We start from the raw sequence: 17487 nt of genomic DNA on the forward strand, positions 1-17487 counted from the left end.
GCGCTGGTGCTCGCCGTACTCGGGGTCGCCGTGCTGGCCGCACGCCGGGAGCGCGTCCTCGCGGTGGTGCTCGGCGGCGGGCTGGCGTCGGTGGTGCTCGCCGTCGCCACCCTGACCACGGCGATGTGGCAGGACCTGCGCTACCTGCAGCCGTTCCTGCCGCTGCTGCTCCTGCTCGTGGTGCTCGGTGCCGGGCTCGTCGGGAACCGGCCGGCGCGCACCGGGCTGCTCGCGGTGGTGCTGCTGTTCACCCTCGCCGCGACGCCGGCCTGGGCGCTCCGGCTGGGCCAGCAGGCGTCGGCCATGCGGGAGGGCCCGGTGAGCGTCGCGCAGTGGATCGCCGGGAACGTGCCGCCGGGCGACGCCGTCGCCGTCAACGACGTCGGCGCCGCGGGGCCTGGTTCGGCGGGCACCGCACCGTCGACCTGGTCGGGCTGACCACGAACGGGATGGCCGCACCGTCGCTGAACGGGCCGGGGACGCTGTACGAGGCCCTGCGGGCACTGCCCGGGCCCGCGAGCGGCCGCAGTGGTTCGCGGTGTTCGACCGGTGGGGGCGGGGTCCCGGTCGCCGACCTCGGCCGCGCCGGCTGCTCGGCGCCGAGCCGGTCATCACCTTCGGGCTCGCCGGGCCGGCCCGGCCGATCTCGGCGTCCGCGCCGCAGACCTGCCAGCTCGACCGCAGCTGCGACCGGGTCAGCATCTGGCGGGCGGACTGGTCCGCCGCGGACTCCGCGCAGGCACCGGACCTGCCGGTGCCCGGCCGGATCGTCGACCACCTGAACGTCGGGGACATGACCGACGAGGCCGCGCACGGCTGGACGACCGACCCGCCGGTGCTCGGCGTGCAGCCGGACTCGGTGCTGGACCGCGCCGTCGTCGCACCCGGACGGCTCGTCGCCGACAGCGGCCGACACGTCGTCGGTGGGGAGACCTTCACCCTCGGCGGGACCGTCCCCGGCCGGCCGGTCACCCTGACCGGCGGATCGGCGCCGGGCCCGCGCTGCCGGGCGAGCGGACCCGGGTGGTCGCCGTCGACGTGGACGGCCGCCCCGCCGGGGAGTGGACGCTGCCGGACGCGCAGCCGTGGGCGCAGGCGTCGTTCACGGTGCCCGGCGAGTTCGTGACCGGTGACCGCGTCACGGTGACCACCCGCCCGGTCGCCCCGCTGCTCGCGCCCTACCCCGACTACCGCTCCTACGGGTGGTGGGCGAGCCGGTGACGGGGCCTTCCTAGACTCGGGCGAAACCGCCCGCCGACCACGAACAGGACTCCCCATGGCCAGCGGCAAGTCCGGCAAGAAGCGACCGTCGATGCCCAGCGCGGTCGGCCAGCGCCAGTTCCCCTGGGGCATGGTCGCGGCGATCACCGTGCTGGTGCTGCTGGCGGGGGCGTTCATCGTCTACCCGCTGGTGCAGCGCAACCAGAACCGGGCATGGGAGCCCTCGGAGGACAATCGGAACCCCGCGCTCGCGATCCCCGGCATCGTCAGCCAGGAGTACCCGGGCCTGCAGCACGTGCTCGGCTTCCAGCGGGTCGCCTACACCCACAGCCCGCCCTTCGGCGGCGCGCACGACGGGTTCTGGGCCGCCTGCAACGGCGTCGTCTACCCGAACCCGGTCCGCTCGGAGAACCTCGTGCACTCCCTCGAGCACGGCGCCGTGTGGGTCGCCTACAACCCCGACACCCTCGACGAGGCCGGGAAGGCCGCGCTCGCCCAGCGGGTCGAGGGCCAGCCGTACACGGTCATGTCGCCCTACCCGGGCCTCGACGCCCCGATCTCGCTGCAGTCCTGGGGCAACCAGCTGAAGGTCCAGAACGCCGACGACGAGCGCATCGACCAGTTCATCCGCGCTGCGGCTCAACCGGTTCACCCACCCCGAGGTCGGCGCCTCCTGCGACGCGCTCGGCGCGCAGGGCTTCGACCAGGACAACCCGCCGGCCTTCCAGCCGATCCCGCCGCAGTCCGCCGTCGACGGGCAGACCGTCCTGCCCGAGAACCAGGGTGCGACCCCGGGCGGTGCCCCCGCCCCCGACCCGGCCGTCCCCGGAGCGCCCGCCTCCGCGCCGGCGCCGGCTCCCGGGCAGTGAGCGCCCCGCAGCAGGAGCGCTCCCCCTGGAACAACCCCCCGGCCATCGCGTTCGGCCTGGTCGCGCTCGTGGCCGTGCTCGTCGCCGGGTTCGCGGTGCGCGGCGCGTTCGGCCCGTTCGTGCCCGAGCCGGGCTCGGTCGACGTCGGGTTCGCCCAGGACATGACCGTGCACCACCGCCAGGCCGTCGAGATGGCCTCCTGGGAGCGCGACCGCGCCACCGACCCGCGGGTGCGCCAGCTGGCGTTCGACATCGAGACCACCCAGAACCAGCAGGTCGGCCGGATGCAGGGCTGGCTCGGCCTGTGGGACGCCCCGAGCCTGCCCAGCGGTGGCCACATGGCCTGGATGGGCTCCTCCGCGCACGCCGGGATGGCGGGTATGTCCGGCATGTCCGGCGGCACCGCGACGATGCCGGGCATGGCGAGCACCGCGGACCTCGCGCGGCTGCGCGCCACCCCGCCCGGCACCGCGCTGGACGTCGAGTTCCTCCAGCTCATGCTCCGCCACCACCAGGGCGGGGTGTCGATGCTGGAGTACGCCCGCGACCACGCCGACACCGGCGAGGTCCGCAACCTCGCGGCCCAGATGCTCGCGTCGCAGAACTCCGAGGCCGAGCTGATGCGCGGGCTGCTCGCCGAACGGGGAGCAGCGCCGCTGCCGCTGGGCTGATCACGCCCGGGCCCCCGTGCCGGGGGCCCGGGCACTGTGCGCTACTGTTCTCCCATCGCACGGCCCCCGTAGCTCAGGGGATAGAGCACCGCCCTCCGGAGGCGGGAGCGCAGGTTCGAATCCTGCCGGGGGCACACAACAGATGGGACCGGGCCGCCGTTCCCCGACCGGCCGACCGGACTACCGTCCGGTGCGGCCGGTTTCTGCTGTTCAGGGACGATCACGGCACTGCTGGCCTGTTGGGCGATCCCGACGGTTTCGCCGGTGAGGGTGACCCGGAACCGGGCTCGGTGGTCGTGGCGGTTGTAGTAGATCTCCAGGCGCAAAGCCTCGAACAGGCGTCGGGACAGCTCATCAGGCAGCGCGTCGAGGTCGCAGGACCCGATGGGGAGCATGTCGATCAGGTCGGGGCTGGGCCGTTCCACCTCCACGCTGCGCAGGTGCTCGGCCCGTTCACGCAGTCGGGCCTGCTCGGCGCCGAGTTCCTTGCGGCGACGGCTGATATCGGCCAGCAGGTCCGCGTCGAGGTCGTCGGCGACCTCGATGGACCGCAACAGCGATGCCCGCCGCTTCTCGATGTCGGCCATCGCCGCGTGCACCGCCGCCACCTGCCCGGCGTGCTCGGCCACGCTCTCGCCGTGGCGCTGCTCGACCGTGGCCCGCAGGAGTTCGCTGCGGTAGTCGCCGAACACGTGCCGGGCCAGGAAGTCCCCGAGCGCACCGACGATCAGGTGCTCGGGCACCCACAGGCTCCCAGGATGCCCGTCGGGCACCTGCTGCCCCCGTTTCGGTGCGCACGCGTAGTACGCAGTCGCGCGACGGGTCTTGCCGAACATCCGCCGACCACACAGCTCACAGAACAGGTAGGACCGCACTCGGTAGGAGCGCTTGGCCTGCGGATGGGAGTTGACCCCTGCGGCGTCTCGGGACCGCTGGCGGCGTTGCACGATGTTCAACGCGGCCACGTAGGTGTCGAGGTCCACCAACGCCTCGTGCGTGGGCCGGCTCGACCACGTCCACTCGTTCATCGGGTTATTCGCCCCGGACCGGGGGGCTTATTCACAAGGGAGTAATTCTGTTGATCTGCGGAAGCCGTCACCGGCGATTTTGTCTCGATACCGGCACGGCGGTGTGTCGCGCTTGAAGTGCAACAGCCCTTGCCGGTTTGTTCGGTGTTCCCAGGCATCGAACGAGGATCGGCGAAGAGCTGTTGCGATTCAAAGCTATGACAGGGTTGGACGATAGACAACTCACCGATCTGGTGGTGAGAGTACACGCCCGATGCGGCGGCAAGTTCGTTTCTGCAGGTAGGCCTGTTGCGTTGGGCTTGTTCCGGTCAGTGGCCATGGTGGTGACGCTGATGCGCAAGAACGTGACCCAGGACTTCGCGGGCGCGATCTTCGGGGTCAGCCAGTCCACGGTCAGTCGCCGCTGGGACCTGCTGCGCCCGGTGATCGGCGAGGTCCTCGCCGACGTCGTGCCCGACCCGCGGGAGGTCCTCGGAGGCGGAACAGTGCTGGTCGATGGCACCGTGTGCCCGACGTGGGACTGGAACGCAGTGTCCGACCTGTTCTCGGTCAAGGCCGGCTACTCGGGCATGAACCTGCAGATCGCCGCCACCCTCGACGGAGTCCTCGTCGCGGTCGGCGAAGTCCCGATTCACGGCGCCCGCCACGACGCACATGCCTACGCCGCATCCGGGCTGGCGGAGCGTCTGCGCGATCTCCCGTCCGTCGCCGACCTCGGCTACATCGGCGTCGAGGGCATCAACACGGTCCCGCACAAGCGATCCCCCGGTATCGACCTCGACCCCAGCCAAGTCGAGTTCAACACCGCCCTCGGCAGAATCCGCGCAGCCGTCGAACACGCCATCGCGCACCTCAAAACATGGCGCATGCTCAGCGAAGAAGGTGGCCGATACCGCTACCCCATCAGCAAATACGAAAGCACAGTTGCGGCAATCGTAGGCCTCTACTTCTTTGCGGCTTATGAATAAGCCTCCGGGTACGCATCGCGCGACGGTTCCACACCATGTAACCGGTGTACTTGGGTTGGTTGAGGATCTCGCGCACGCTGCTCGCCGTCCACGTCCCGACTGCACGAGACGGGTCGACCGGGGTCGGGGGCGGGTTCAGCTCGGGATCGGCGTTGAGGGTGTCGGCGATGGCCTGGTACCCCTGCCGGGCGCCGACCCGCCACCGGAAGATCCGCCGCACCACCTCCGCCTCGACCGGATGCGCCACCAAGGTCGACTTCGTCCGCGCCCGTTCACGACCCTGCCGCGGTTCCCCTTACCGCGAACCTGCTCGCTCTCCCGCAACGTGACCGTGTTGGCTCGGTACCCGTACGGAGCTTTACCGACTGAGTACCCCTGCTCGGTGTGGGTTTCATATCCACCACGAGCCCGCTTGAGCATGTCGAGTGCATACCACTCAGCGACTCCCTGCTTCACCCGGCGAGTCAGAATCGACGACGGCTCGACGATCCCGGCCCGAGCGGTCACCTCGAACGGCTCGTCAGCCGCCCACAACCGCACACCCGCAGCCTGAAGGCGATGCTCGATCAAGGTCCCGTAATAGGTACCCCGAGCGATCCGGTCGATCTGCTCGCAGATGACCGCGGTGAACCCCGGAGCCGGGCCTTCGGCACGGTCGAGGAGGTCGACCACTCCCCCGTCCCGCGGGATCGGTACCGACCACGCGGCTCCGTTGCCGCGGTGAGCGAGGTCCTTACGGCCTGACTCGACGTCGTAGAAGTGGGCCACGATGACACAGCCCTCGGGCAACGCGGCCTGACTGACCCGCAGCTGCCGCAGCAGCGAACCGACCGGGTCCTGTTGGTCGTCGGTCGAGGTTCGGCCCACCCACGCCACCTCGACCAGACCCGCCCCCGGACCGTCGGCGATGGGCCCGACCCGCTCCCGCACCCAGTCCGCGACGACCTGCGGCATCCCGTCCACCGGCGGATGACTCATCGCTTTCCCCTCGCTTCCTCAACCGCTCAACGCCTCGGATCGCGTGCGTGCTGCGCGACCCACTCGACCACAGCACGTAATACCCGCGCTTGATCCATCCGAAGCCGGGCCATCTCCTGTGCCGATTCCACGGAAACGATCTCGTAGATAACCTTCAAGTCGGACGGCGAGACGCGCACCTCGCTGCCATCCTGAAAGACCCCTACTGCTACCCCAGAATCGCCGGTACCACTATTGCGATCGGTTCCGATTCTATCATTAGGGTTGACCTTGACGGTTGTCGATTCGGCCGCCAGCGGTGGATCTTGATCATTACGGCCGTGGGCGGCGTTGCCGTTTTCTCCGCTTTTCCCGTGGGTTTCCGTCGCCGGGATCGCAGGGGTCGACGCCTCGGGATGGTGGCGCGACGGGGTGGGTCGGTGGGCGGGCGTGGTCAAGTCCGTGCGACGGCCCGGTCGAGAGGTCGGCCGACGACGTTGTGGGGCCACCGGTGCACGTCGTCGAGCATGTCCATCCGATGGCTCGGATGGGTTCCGGGTCGAGCTGGGTGGCCGCCCGTTCACCGTCCCCACCCGGCCCAATCGTTGGTCGTGGTGTTGCCGCGCGACACGACTCGTGCGACGTGGTCGGCCGTACTCGTGGTGATCAGCGGCGGATGGGTGGTCGTGGTCGAGATCGTCCAGGACTCGCGCGGGCGGCTGCGTCCCCACACCGAGTGGCCGAGGTAGGACGGATCGAGCAGGACGGCGCGGACGCGGGTGGCGGTCCAGGGCAAGGGGCGGCCGGTCGCGGTGACCAGTGTCGGGCGCAGAGGCCACGAGGTCCGGAGCCGGACGGAGATGGACTGCGGGGACTCACCGCAACTGGCCCACAAGTAGATCTCCGCGACCGCCCACGCGGTGTGCACGTCCAGCACCCACGTCGAGGCCGGGGCGCGACCGGCACGCCCGAGCCGACTCGCATCGGTCTGCGGCTCGGCGTCGGGGTCGTAGGCACCCCACGCGGTGATCGGGCCGTCGCTGTCGAGGGCCGGGCCGGACCCGGGACGCCGGTAACCGAACGGGATCCTGAGCGGGAGCTGTCCGGCTTCGATGCGATGCACGATCGCGGCGCGGGATCGGGCGGCGAGTTCGGCGTGGTGGTCCTGCAGTACGTGGGCGCGCAGGCCATCGCCGACGCGGCCGGTTGCGCCAACTTGATCCCGTCTCGTCGGCTCGCAGTCGCCGGCCGAGGTGAGTCGTCGCGGTGGCGGGGCCGAGACGAGGCACCGCGCCTGCTGGGCTCGGTGGTGGCGCGGGTAGCGCGCGAGGTGTTGGTCATGACGGTTACTCCTTCTGATGTGCGGTCAGAGGTGGGGTCGGGCGTCGTGGCGCGGGTCGGCCCGGTCGGGCTCGGTGTCGGGGAGCTCGCGGGTGTGGGGTGGGCGCGGTGCGATCGGCGGCTCGGCCGGGATCGCGGGCGGGGCGGGGAGGGGGCGGGTGGTGAAGGTGAACGCCCGCATGGGCGCCCCGGCGTTGAGCAGGGTCGCGGCGGCATGGAAGCCGTCGAGCCGGGCGAGGTCGTGGGCGCCGAGTTCGGGCAGGGTGCGGCGAGCCAGCACGGCGGCATCGGCTGGGGAGAGCCCGAACAACGCCGCGTTACGTGCGTTGGCCAGCAACGCGTCCCGCAGCGGTGGGGTGAGCTGTCCGAGGTGTTGGTGGGCCAGGATCAGCGACAGGCGGAAGCCACGGGACTCGGCGAGCATGTCCTCGAGCCGGTAGGGCAGGTTCAGGAAGTTGTGGCACTCGTCGATGTAGAACGCCGCGTCACGGCGGGTGTGCTCGGGTTGGCCGGCGCGGGCGAGCGCCGCGGCCCACACCTGGGCCACGAGCAGAGACCCGACCAGCCGCACGGTGTCCTCCCCGAGGGCGGCTTTGGGCAGGCGCACCAGCAGCAGCCCACCGCCGTCGAGTACCGCGGACAGGTCCACGGTGGACGGCCCGCAGAGCAGGCGTTCGGCGAACGGTCGGAGCAGGATCGACCGGAGTTTGTTCAGCAGGGGTGCGCTGATCTGGGCTCGGGTCGCGTCGGACAGGTGGTCGAACTCGTCCCAGAACTGCGACAGGCGGGCGCTCGGGGCCAGTCCGGTGAGGGTGCGGGCTCGCACCGCCTGGTTGCCCAGCAGGTCGGGAATCTGGTTCAGCGACGCGACACCGGGCCGGTCGCGCAGGGTCAGGCAGGCGACCCGGAGCAGATCCTCGCTGCGGTGCCCCCACGCGGATGCGAACACCCGAGAGAACACCGACACGACGTGTTCCACCGTGGCGTCACCAACGCCCGGGACCGATCCCAGCCCGAGCGGATCGAGGGGGTTGAGCCGCGGTGTGGGTCCGGGGCGGCTGGGGTCGACGACGATGGTGCGGGCTCGTGCGGCGGCGGGGAGCCGAGCGAGGGTGTCGGTGATCATGTCGCCTTTAGGGTCGATCACGATCGCGGCGCGTCCGGCTCCGGCGTCGGCGAGGACCTGGTGCACGAGCAGTGTCGACTTCCCACTGCCGGTGGCGCCGAGGACCCACAGGTGATGGCGCGCGTCGGCCACAGAGAGGCCGATGGGGCGGGCGGCGACGGCGTCGGAGTCACCGAGGACCCGGACGCCGGGTCCGCCGGTCGGGACCTGTGGGGGCGGGGCGATCGCAGCGGCTCCGGCACGACGCAGGCCGGGGACGTGCTCGTCGATAGGCAGGTGGGCCAGGGCGGCGACCTCTGCGACCGAGAGCGGGTCTGCTCGGCGTAGCCGCCGGAACTCGATCACTTGAGCTGCTCGCCGCATCCGGCGGCGACGGAAGTAGTTGTGCGCGGAGTACTCGGCGAACGTGGACGCGACAGCCCTCGCGCGGCGGATCGCGCGGGCCCGCGCGACCTGGGCGGCATCACGACCGGGTCCGAGTGCTGCGACCTCTGCGACGAGCCGGACGGCGACGAGGTGCCCGCCTCCGGCGCCGTGGGCTTTCGTGGCGGTCGCGCGGTCTTGCGTCGAGGTGATCAAGCGGCCGGGCCCAGAGGGCCGGGGCCCCGCGGTCGGCGGCGTCCGGTGACGGGTGGTGGTGTGGGCGGGGCCGTGCACAGCGGTCGCGACGATCTCCTGTGCCAGCGTCGCCGCCGCGGCAGCGACCCCGCTGAGCAGGCGGGCACCGGTGTCGACCGTCGCGGCGGGTCGGGCGAGCCGCGCGAGGCGGGCACCGGAGATCGGCCGGGCCACGACCTGTACCCGGACCTTCTCGGAGGGGGTGAGTGGGGTCGCGGCCCCGATCAGCGCGCGCAGAGGGTCCGTGCGGTGCTCGGTCGCGATCGGTAACGCCGCGGGCCGCGCAAGCCGCATCCGTGCACCCGCCACCTGCACCGCACGCTCGGCTCCGGTCGGGCGGGGCTCGGGGGTGATCGTGGTTCGCGCGCCCGGCCACGCACTTCGGGCGGCGGCGGCGACCTGCCCGGCCGCGACGGTGCCCGGCACCCACACCGAGATTCGTAGACCGCCTGCGTCGAACTGGTACTCGAACACCACGTGTGGGGTCCACAGTGACCATCGGGGGCGCAGTAGGCCGAGCAGGTGCTGCCAGAACACCGAGGCTCCGGCCGGGTCGACACGGGGCGGTGCCAGGATTTCCACCTGCGCCGCGCCCGTCCACGCTCGCCGCATCGCCCACCGATCCATCACCATCCACACCAGCCCCGTCACCACTGCGGCGAGGGCACCCGTGGCGAGCAACGGCCATACGTCCGCCGCTGCACCGGCCAGGGGGCGGGGGTGCTGGCCGAAGGCGACCGCCATGGGCGGGCACGACAGTGCAGCCTGCGGGGCCGTAGCACGCCCCGCGCTCCCGGTTGGCGGGTCGAGGGGGCTCACCACGGCAGAGCCTGCGGCTGGGATGCGACGGCGGCGGTGCCACGGCCGAGGTCGACCCAGGACGCAGCGGCGGTGTGCTGGTCGGCGAGCTGCGCCGGGTCCGTCGTGATCAGGGCGTCTTCCTCGGCGGAGGCGAGTGCGGCGAACGCGCCCCGGCGATCGTCGCCCCCGGTCAACAGGCCGTCGCCACGCTCGGCGGACAACAGGAACGACTGTTCCCCGGCGGAGAGGCCGAACACCGCGGCCACGGTGTCGATGGCCTGCGACGCCTGCCGCAGCAGAATCTGTGTGGCCGAGTTGGTGATCACCGCCCGACCGAGGTCCGAGGCCAGGACGTCGGCGGTGTCCTGGGTCGCCACGACCAGCCCAGCCCAGTGCTTGCGCGCGGATTTCGCGGCCCGCAGGAGAAACCGGGCGCCCGCGCTGTGCTGGAGCAGCATCCACGCCTCGTCGACCACGACGAGGCGTCGGCGTCGGTCGTGCGGGTGGGTCACGGTCCGCCACACCGCATCGAGCACGAGCATCGTCCCCAGCGGGCGCAGTGGCTCGGGCAGCTCTCGGAGGGACCACACGATCAGGTCGCCGCCCGGCGGATGCGACGTCGGCCCGTCGAACAGGGCCGAGTGGCTTCCGTCCACGTAGGGGCGCAGGCGACGCGCCAGGTCCTCGGCGACCTGCCGGGACGGGTCCGGCGTCGGCGCGTGCTCGTCCGCGCCGCGCTGGGTGTCCGGGTCGTCGCCCTGCTCGGGGTTCAGGGCGCGGCTGATCACACCCGGCGCGGTCCCTGGGCGGTCGAGCAGGGCGGCACGCAAGTCGGCGAGTAGCGGTGCGGGGCGAGTCCAGGTGGCGGGGTCCTCACAGATCCCGGCGCGGGTGTAGGCGAGGGTGATCGCCTCGTCGAGGATCGCGACCTCCGACGCCGACAGCGCCTCGCCGCTGGTCAGGGCCAGCGACAGGAACTCGTGGACGACCAGGCGGCGGCGGGCGAGCGCGTCGGGTGCGGCGGTCCTCGTGCCGTCGGCGGTGGTGTGGACGTCGAGATCGAAGGGGTTGATCGTGGTGCCGGGGGCGCCGAGGCGGACCACCGTCGCACCGACCGCCTCGGCCAGCCGTGTGTACTCGTCTTCGGGGTCGATGACTTGCACCTGTGTGCCGGTGTAGAGCGAGCGCAGGACGTCGAGCTTGACCAGATAGGACTTCCCGGCCCCGGACCTGCCGAGGATCACGGAGTTGTAGTTGTCCAGGCTCCACCGGTCCCAGAACACCAGCGAGCTACTGGCGAGGTTGTGGCCGATGAGGATGGACGTCTCGTCCCCGGGGCCGGACGGCGGCGGGAGATCTGGACTGGCGAACGGGAACGACGCGGCCAGTGAGGCGGTGTCGAGGATGCGGCCGGTGCCGATTCGGTCGATGCCCAGCGGGAGCCCGGTCTCCCATCCGTGCCACGCCCGCCACGTCGGCGGGTGCCCGGTCATCAGCAGCGAGGCCGTCAACGCCCGGATCGCGGCGAGCTCGTCATCGAGCTCCGCCTCGGTTGCCGCGGTCACGGTCACCGTCAAGGTGACGGTGAACAGCTTCGATTCACCTCGGGCGACGCGTTCGGCCAGGACATGGGCGTCCTCGGTGGCGGCGTCGACTTCGGGGTCGGGTAGCCGGCCGTGCTCGGCGCCGGAGCGGCGCCCGGCTTCCAGGCGGGCGAGCTGGCGGCGTAGCCGGGTGGCGGCGGTGGCCGGGTCGATCGGGTTCACGTGCACGGAGACGTCGACGAGGCCGGGGTGACCGGTCAGTGGGGCGAGCCATCCCGCTCCGGTGACTTCACGCGGAAGCCCGGTGACGACCAAGGTCGATGACCACAGCCCGTCGAGCCCGACCCGGCGCGCCGCGACGCGCACGGTGCCCGGGGAGAACCAGCCCTCCGGCTCCGGCTCCGGCTGTGGCTTGGGTGCGGGGCGTCGTGGGCGCACACGCAGGAGATCCTTCATCGCGGGTAGTCCTCCGAACCGTGGAAGCCGAACTCGTGGTCGAGGTCGTCGCCGGTCTGTGGTGGGCGCGATAGCGGCCACGGCGGGAACGGGCGGGCGATCTCGACCGTGGGCAGATCGAGGTCCGCCCGCCGGGCCGGGCTCGGGCCGCGACGCAGCCCGGCCGCCGGGACGGTCGCGCGCTGGAGGACGTCGGCGGCCTCGGCGTCGGACAACGGCGTCACTCGCAGCCCGAGCGGCCCGAGCATCCCGACCGCCTCCCCCGCACGGCGACGCAACACATCCCCCACCGCGGACACGGTTCCGTCGCGGGCCGGAGCCGGGTCCCGGAACACGATCAAGAACTCGCGGTCGAGGAGTTCGGCGTGGGAGTCCAGAGCCTGCAGATGCGCGGCATGGGCACGAGCCGCGCGGGCCAACGCAGGACCTGACTTTGGTCACCCGAGCCTGGTTTCGCAGCTTGTACTGCGCTGAGCTGCGGTGATGTGTTTGCGCGGGAGCGGTGTGAGGCACTAATTCGGTGCTCTACGCTCGGTCAGGTGGCGTGGGTGAGGCGGGTACGGACGGCCTCCGGGGCGACCGCGGTCCAGATCGCCGAGTCCGTGCAGGGCCATCGACGGATCGTGGCCCATGTCGGGTCAGCGCACACCGAGGCCGAGCTGGGCCTGCTGGTCGAGCAGGCCCGTGGGCTGATCGACGACGCTGCACAGCAGGCCCTGGATCTGGGCGTCGCGCCGTCACCCCGGCGGGCCGAGCTGATCGCGCCCACCGCGGCCGGCGGTGCCACGCAGGAGGGGCTGTTCGGCCAGATGCCGCGGCGCGCCCCGAGCACCACAACCCGGCGGGTGGGTGCGCCGCAGGTGATCACGACCGGGTCGCGGGTGCTGTTCGACATCCTCGCCGAGGTCTACGCGGGCCTCGGGTTCGCAGAGGTCGCTGATGACACGTTCCGCGACCTGGTGATCGCCCGGATCGTCGAGCCCACGTCCATCCTGGACACCGGTCGGGTGCTGGCCGGTCTGGGCGTCACCGCGGCGAGCGAAAAGACGATGCGCCGCACCCTGCTGCGCTGCACCGGGCGCAGCTACCGCGACGAGATCGCGAGGGCCTGCTTCACCCACGCCCGTGGCAGTGGGGATGTGTCGTTGTGTCTCTACGACGTCACCACCCTCTACTTCGAGGCGGAGAAGGAGGACGACCTGCGCAAGGTCGGGTTCTCCAAGGAACGCCGGGTCGACCCGCAGGTCGTCGTCGGGCTGCTGGTCGATCGCGCAGGGTTCCCCCTCGAGATCGGCTGTTTCGAGGGCAACAAGACCGAGACCGCGACGATCCTGCCGATCATCGAGGCCTTCCGGGCCCGACACCAGCTGCCGGTCGAGCCGGGCGGGATGGTCGTGGTCGCCGACGCAGGGATGCTCTCGGCCGCGAACCTGCGCGACCTCGACGAGGCCGGCCTGCGGTTCATCGTCGGCTCCCGACTCACCAAGGCCCCGGTTGACCTGGAGTCGCACTTCCACTGGCACGGCGACGCCTTCGTCGACGGGCAGATCATCGACACCCTCACACCACGCGACCGCCGCACCGGGCGCAGCGAGAACAGCCCGAAGGTCAAGGCCGAGCCCGTCTGGAACCCCAACCAGCATCCGGGATCCTGGCGGGCGGTCTGGGCCTACTCCACGAAGCGGGCCGTCCGGGACCGGCGCACGTTGACCCTGCAGGAGAACCGGGCCCGCGAGGTCATCGCCGGCGAGAAGCCCGCGCGCACACCGCGGTTCGTCAAGGTCACCAACGGCTCCCGCGCCCTGGACGAGGCCTCCTTGGCTCGGGCATACCGGTTGGTCGGGTTGAAGGGCTACGTGACCAACATCCCGGCCGGCGGCGCAGCGGCCGGGGAGATCATCGGCGACTACCACGACCTCTGGCACGTCGAGCAGTCCTTCCGGATGAGCAAAACCGACCTACGCGCCCGCCCGATGTTCCACCACCAACGCCAGTCCATCGAAGCGCACCTGACCATCGTGTTCACCGCCCTCGCAGTCGCCCGCGAGATCCAGAACCGCACCGGGCTCACCATCCGCAACGTCGTCCGCCAGCTCCGACCACTGCGCTCGGCCACCATCGCCATCAACGGCACCCAGCAGACCTTCCCGCCCGCCGTCCCCGCCGACAAACAGGCCCTCCTCGACGCGCTCCGTCAGCCCGCGGCGAAGCACTAAGACAAGTGACCGAAGTCAGGCAGGATGGGCCAGTCCAGGCGCAGCGGCGCGCAGACGCGAGATCGGTACCGACAGGTCCAGACGCCGGGTGCGGGTGACCAGCTGCACGGGCCCGGCCAGCGAGTGCAGCCACCGAGCGAACCCGGCGACGGCGGCGTACTGCTCGGCGGCCGAGCGCAGACTCAGGTTGGCCGGCGCGACCGAGCAGACCACCGCCAGGCCGGCGGCGCCGAGGTCGACGACTCCGAGCCGGTCCGGGCCGACCGCACGCACCCCGCGCACCGGTACGCGGGTCGACACCACCCGACCGGTGCCGTCTCCCGCAGCGGCTCGGACAGTGTTCGGCGCGGACCGCACCTGCGCGCGGTGGCGGACCGCGGCCAGCAGGAGGCGATCGAGGCCGAGGCCGTCTCGGCGCCCGACCGCGAGCGCGGTCGCGGCAAGCGCGATCGGCGCCGACAGCACCACGAACACCGCGCCGTGGGTCGGACCGAGCCACTGCCACAGCCCGTAAACCGCCACGGCGGCCGAGCCGATGATGACCAGCTGCCGCGCGGTCAGCGGCCCGAGGAGCTGATCCTCCCGGTCGATGTTCGCGGGGACCTGGACCGGCGCGGTCATCGGGACCCCCCAGAGGTATCGGTGTCCTCAGTGCGGGTCGGTGGTGTGGGCGGGTGGAACAGCGGGACCGGAGCCGGACCCGCCGCCGGTGGGCTCGGCGGCACAGACCGGGTACGGGTAGGCGGGTGGAACACCACCGGCGCGGCCGGGACGCTCGGCCGCGGCGAGCCGACGGCGGGGCCGGGTGGGGTCGGCTCGCGGAACTGCGGAACCGGGGCGGGACGTATCGCCCGGGACGAACGCGGAGCCTCGAACCGCACCGGCACCGGGACGGCGGTGGGGGCGGCTCGGGGCGGGACAGGGGTCGGCTCGGGCACTGCAGGGGCGAACCGCACCCCCGGTGCCGGGGCGGTGGCCCGCGGCGGACTCGGAACAGCCGGGCGCGGCCGGACCTCCGGACGGAACTGCACGGGCGGCGGAGCGGTCCGTGCCCGCAGAGGTGGCGGCTCGGGAGCGGGCACGCTGCCGTCATCGAACCGCACCGCAGGGGGCGCGGTGGTGGAACGTCGCGCCCAGCTCGCCGGTCCCGGCCGCTGCTGGCCCGGTCCCTGGAAGACAGCGGCGGCGGGTGCCTGGCTCTGGCGGCGCGGCAACGGCTGATCGTCGCGCTCGCCCGGAGCCCGGAACTGCGGCACCAACGGCGACCGCGCGGGCGTGTCCGGGAACTCAAAGTAGAGCTGATCGGGGCCGGGACGCGGTGCCCCCTCGACACCGCGCGGGTACTCCCACGGCTGGGTCTTGGCCCGGGACTTGCGGCGCTTCAGATTCCCGAGCGGCAACATCCACTGCCCGTTGGGCTCGATCGATGCCGGTTCGTCCGAGGCTGCCGGACCGTCGCCTGCTCCGGCCGGGACACGCGTGCCGCGGGGCCGGTCAAGTCCCGGGTCGAGCGGGTGGCGGCTCGCCCGGGCAGGGCGCCGCGCAAGGCTCCGCCGGTCTTGTAGAGCAGGGCGGCGGTGACGAGTTTGGTCACGGTGGACCTTCCTCCGGTGTTGAGTTTGACCGCGGACCAGACCCATCCCGGGACACGGAGAACGACCCAGAGCAGGACTCCGACCATCAGCAACGTGACCCACCCGGCGGCGTTGGACGGGATACCGAGGACGGTGGTCGGGACGTCGGCGGCCGGGGTGTCGGGTGGAGGCAGAACGAGGGTGAGTCCGACGGCGATCACGAGGGCCTGCACGACCTGGATCGAGAGCAGTCCGGCCAGCGCGCGCCACCACCAGCGGGCGAGCGGGTCGGTGTGTGGCAGCGCGTGCCACATGACGACCAGCGGTCCGGCGGCGACCACCACGATCACCGCGACGACCCGCACCACGTAGCCCGCGACGACCGCAAGCAGGAGAAGACCGATCGCGATCAACGCCATGAGCATCGGCCAGGACAAGACCCCGCCGACCAACACCGGGTGCTCGACCGAGGACCGCACGAGCCCGGCCAGACCGGCGACCCCGGCCCGTTCGTCGACCGGACCGACCAGCTCGTCGGAGATCGCGTGGGCGATCGACACGGCCATGTCGGCCAGCGGCAGGGTCAGCCATCCGGCGAGGAACCCGACCATCAACCGGGGCAGGATCTCGCGGACCCCGAGGCGGGATTGCATGCTCTGGTGCGCCATCACGATCAGTCCGCCGACGCAGATCACGGCTCCGTAGGCGGCCATGGCGATCTGCCACGAGGTGTCCCACAGCGACGCCAGGCGCGGGATCGTCGACGGCCGCGGAGTCTGCAACAGCGAGTTGGACAGGATCTCCAGGGCCGGGTTCAGCACCTCGGTGACCGCGGTGCTCAGCATCTCGGTGAACGCCTCGGACACACAGGCCGATATGTCGAACATCCCGCACGACGACGGCGGCGCCGCGGGCGTCGGCTGCCCCGGTGCCCGAGACTGCGGGGCCGCCGGTGAGGCCGGTGCGCTCAGGTCGAGCGGTAGGCCGGTCAGCAGGTCCACCGGACCGGGCCCGGCCGGTGCAGGCGGTGGCGGGGCGGGTGGTGGCGGGGCGGGCTGGGCGACCCCGGCGGGAGCCACCGCGGTCCGTGGCTCCGCTGCCTCGGTGGGCGCGACCGGCTCGCTGGGGGCCGGCGCGGCGAGCGCGACGAGCCCCGCCGCTGTTACTGCCAGTAGCAGTATGGCGGCTCGGATCCGGGTACCGATCAGGTCGCCCGGCGCCGGGGTCGGGGCAGGGCCCCGGCAAAGTCGTGATGGGTGGGTCCTGAGCTGCGGTGATGTGGGGGGTGGGGGTGGGTGCGGACACAGGCTTGGCGTGATCATGAGGGTGTCGAATCCTTGCTCACGTCAGGAAGCCTGTGTCCGCAGTGTCAGTGTCTCCGATCGTTGCTGCTCTGGAAGGCCTGGAGGTCGGTCCTGACGCGGGGAGAGCCGCGCCGGTCGGTGAGGCGGCGGGGTTGTCGCTGGTGGAGGCCCTGTCGCGAGTGCCGGACCCGCGGAAACCACGCGGTGTCCGCCACGGTGTCCTCGCGGTGTTGCTACTGGGGGCGTGCGCGGTGTTGGCGGGGGCCCGGTCGTTCACCGCGATCGCCGAGTACGCCCATGACGTCGGCCGCGCCGTGCTGGACGTGCTCGGGGTGGGCGCGGTCGCTCCGCACGAGTCGACCATCCGCCGGGTCCTGCAACGGGTCGACGCCTCGGCGCTGGAGGCGGCGTTGCAGTCCTGGGTGTTGCCCCAGCTCAGCGCCCAGCCGGCCCCGGAGGGCACACCCCGGCGAGAACAGCGCCGCGTGCTGGCCTTGGACGGCAAGACCCTGCGCGGCGCCCGCGTCCGTGCCGCCGACGGCAGGGTCTGGCTCCCGCATCTGGTGTCGGTGCTCGACCAGACCAGCGGTGGCGTGCTCGGCCAGGTTCAGGTCGCAGAGAAAGGCAGCGAGATCACCGCGTTCACCGCGCTGCTCGACCCCCTCGACCTCGACGATGTACTGGTCACCGCGGACGCTCTGCACACCCAGCGAGCAATGCGAGACCTGTACCTAACCGCCGCGGCGTACCCTACCTGATGACGATCAAAGCGAACCAGCCCACGCTGCTGGCA

General features: G+C 71.9%; 15 protein-coding genes, 1 tRNA gene and 1 pseudogene. 8 read left to right on the forward strand and 9 right to left on the reverse strand.

All coding sequences use genetic code 11. The annotated features are described in order from the left end of the window. The 6 genes and pseudogenes from KPL57_RS22090 to KPL57_RS22115 form a co-directional block, all read left to right on the forward strand. Positions 1-438 (forward strand): annotated as a pseudogene (locus KPL57_RS22090) (hypothetical protein); the annotation flags it as partial. 100 nt (positions 439-538) lie between these two features. After that, complete coding sequence (locus KPL57_RS22095) at positions 539-1126, forward strand: hypothetical protein (protein WP_226353015.1); 588 nt, start codon at positions 539-541, stop codon at positions 1124-1126. Positions 1127-1276: 150 nt separating this feature from the next. Further along, the gene (locus tag KPL57_RS22100) at positions 1277-2761 is read left to right on the forward strand and encodes a DUF305 domain-containing protein (protein WP_226353016.1); all 1485 of its coding nucleotides are present in this window, start codon (positions 1277-1279) and stop codon (positions 2759-2761) included. Between the two features lie 62 nt (positions 2762-2823). After that, positions 2824-2895, forward strand: a tRNA-Arg gene (locus KPL57_RS22105). A gap of 409 nt (positions 2896-3304) precedes the next feature. After that, on the forward strand, positions 3305-3442 hold the full coding sequence (locus KPL57_RS22110) for a hypothetical protein (protein ID WP_226353017.1): 138 nt from the start codon (positions 3305-3307) through the stop codon (positions 3440-3442). A 664-nt stretch (positions 3443-4106) separates the two neighbouring features. Then, positions 4107-4757 carry a transposase gene (locus KPL57_RS22115; RefSeq protein WP_226351147.1) on the forward strand — a complete coding sequence of 217 codons (651 nt, stop codon included), beginning with the start codon at positions 4107-4109 and terminating at the stop codon, positions 4755-4757. Here the strand turns inward: KPL57_RS22115 and KPL57_RS72525 are convergent. From KPL57_RS72525 to KPL57_RS22150, 7 genes are all read right to left on the reverse strand, one after another. Next, positions 4693-5004, reverse strand: a complete 312-nt coding sequence (locus KPL57_RS72525) for a recombinase family protein (RefSeq protein ID WP_226353018.1) — start codon at positions 5002-5004, stop codon at positions 4693-4695. The two genes, KPL57_RS22115 and KPL57_RS72525, sit on opposite strands and share 65 nt — an antisense overlap. Continuing rightward, entirely contained in the window at positions 4893-5711 is an 819-nt protein-coding gene (locus KPL57_RS22125; protein WP_226353019.1) for a recombinase family protein, read from the reverse strand. The genes KPL57_RS72525 and KPL57_RS22125 overlap by 112 nt, the downstream gene beginning before the upstream one ends. 50 nt (positions 5712-5761) lie before the next feature. Continuing rightward, positions 5762-6172: a hypothetical protein gene (locus KPL57_RS22130; RefSeq protein WP_226353020.1), complete on the reverse strand. Its 411-nt coding sequence runs from the start codon at positions 6170-6172 to the stop codon at positions 5762-5764. 122 nt (positions 6173-6294) lie between these two features. Continuing rightward, complete coding sequence (locus tag KPL57_RS22135) at positions 6295-6837, reverse strand: recombinase family protein (RefSeq protein ID WP_226353021.1); 543 nt, start codon at positions 6835-6837, stop codon at positions 6295-6297. Positions 6838-7080: 243 nt separating this feature from the next. Then, positions 7081-9543, reverse strand: coding sequence for a type IV secretory system conjugative DNA transfer family protein (locus tag KPL57_RS22140; protein WP_226353022.1), 2463 nt, complete (start codon positions 9541-9543; stop codon positions 7081-7083). 71 nt (positions 9544-9614) lie between these two features. Further along, on the reverse strand, positions 9615-11600 hold the full coding sequence (locus KPL57_RS22145) for a VirB4 family type IV secretion system protein (protein WP_226353023.1): 1986 nt from the start codon (positions 11598-11600) through the stop codon (positions 9615-9617). Then, positions 11597-12019 (reverse strand): hypothetical protein, encoded by a 423-nt coding sequence (locus KPL57_RS22150; RefSeq protein ID WP_226353024.1) that lies wholly within the window; start codon positions 12017-12019, stop codon positions 11597-11599. Before KPL57_RS22150 ends, KPL57_RS22145 begins: the two co-directional genes overlap by 4 nt. A gap of 120 nt (positions 12020-12139) precedes the next feature. Between KPL57_RS22150 and KPL57_RS22155 the strand changes: the two genes are divergently transcribed. Continuing rightward, on the forward strand, positions 12140-13816 hold the full coding sequence (locus KPL57_RS22155; RefSeq protein ID WP_226350710.1) for an IS1634 family transposase: 1677 nt from the start codon (positions 12140-12142) through the stop codon (positions 13814-13816). A gap of 15 nt (positions 13817-13831) precedes the next feature. Here the strand turns inward: KPL57_RS22155 and KPL57_RS22160 are convergent, their stop codons facing one another. Both KPL57_RS22160 and KPL57_RS22165 read right to left on the reverse strand, forming a co-directional pair. Continuing rightward, positions 13832-14437, reverse strand: a complete 606-nt coding sequence (locus tag KPL57_RS22160) for a PrgI family protein (RefSeq protein ID WP_226353025.1) — start codon at positions 14435-14437, stop codon at positions 13832-13834. 760 nt (positions 14438-15197) lie between these two features. Continuing rightward, positions 15198-16469, reverse strand: a complete 1272-nt coding sequence (locus KPL57_RS22165) for a hypothetical protein (protein ID WP_226353026.1) — start codon at positions 16467-16469, stop codon at positions 15198-15200. A 293-nt stretch (positions 16470-16762) separates the two neighbouring features. Between KPL57_RS22165 and KPL57_RS22170 the strand changes: the two genes are divergently transcribed. Next, a complete protein-coding gene (locus KPL57_RS22170; RefSeq protein ID WP_226353027.1) occupies positions 16763-17452 on the forward strand; it encodes an ISAs1 family transposase in 690 nt (229 codons plus the stop codon). Positions 17453-17487 lie beyond the last annotated feature (35 nt).

This window comes from Pseudonocardia sp. ICBG601, from assembly GCF_020496245.1.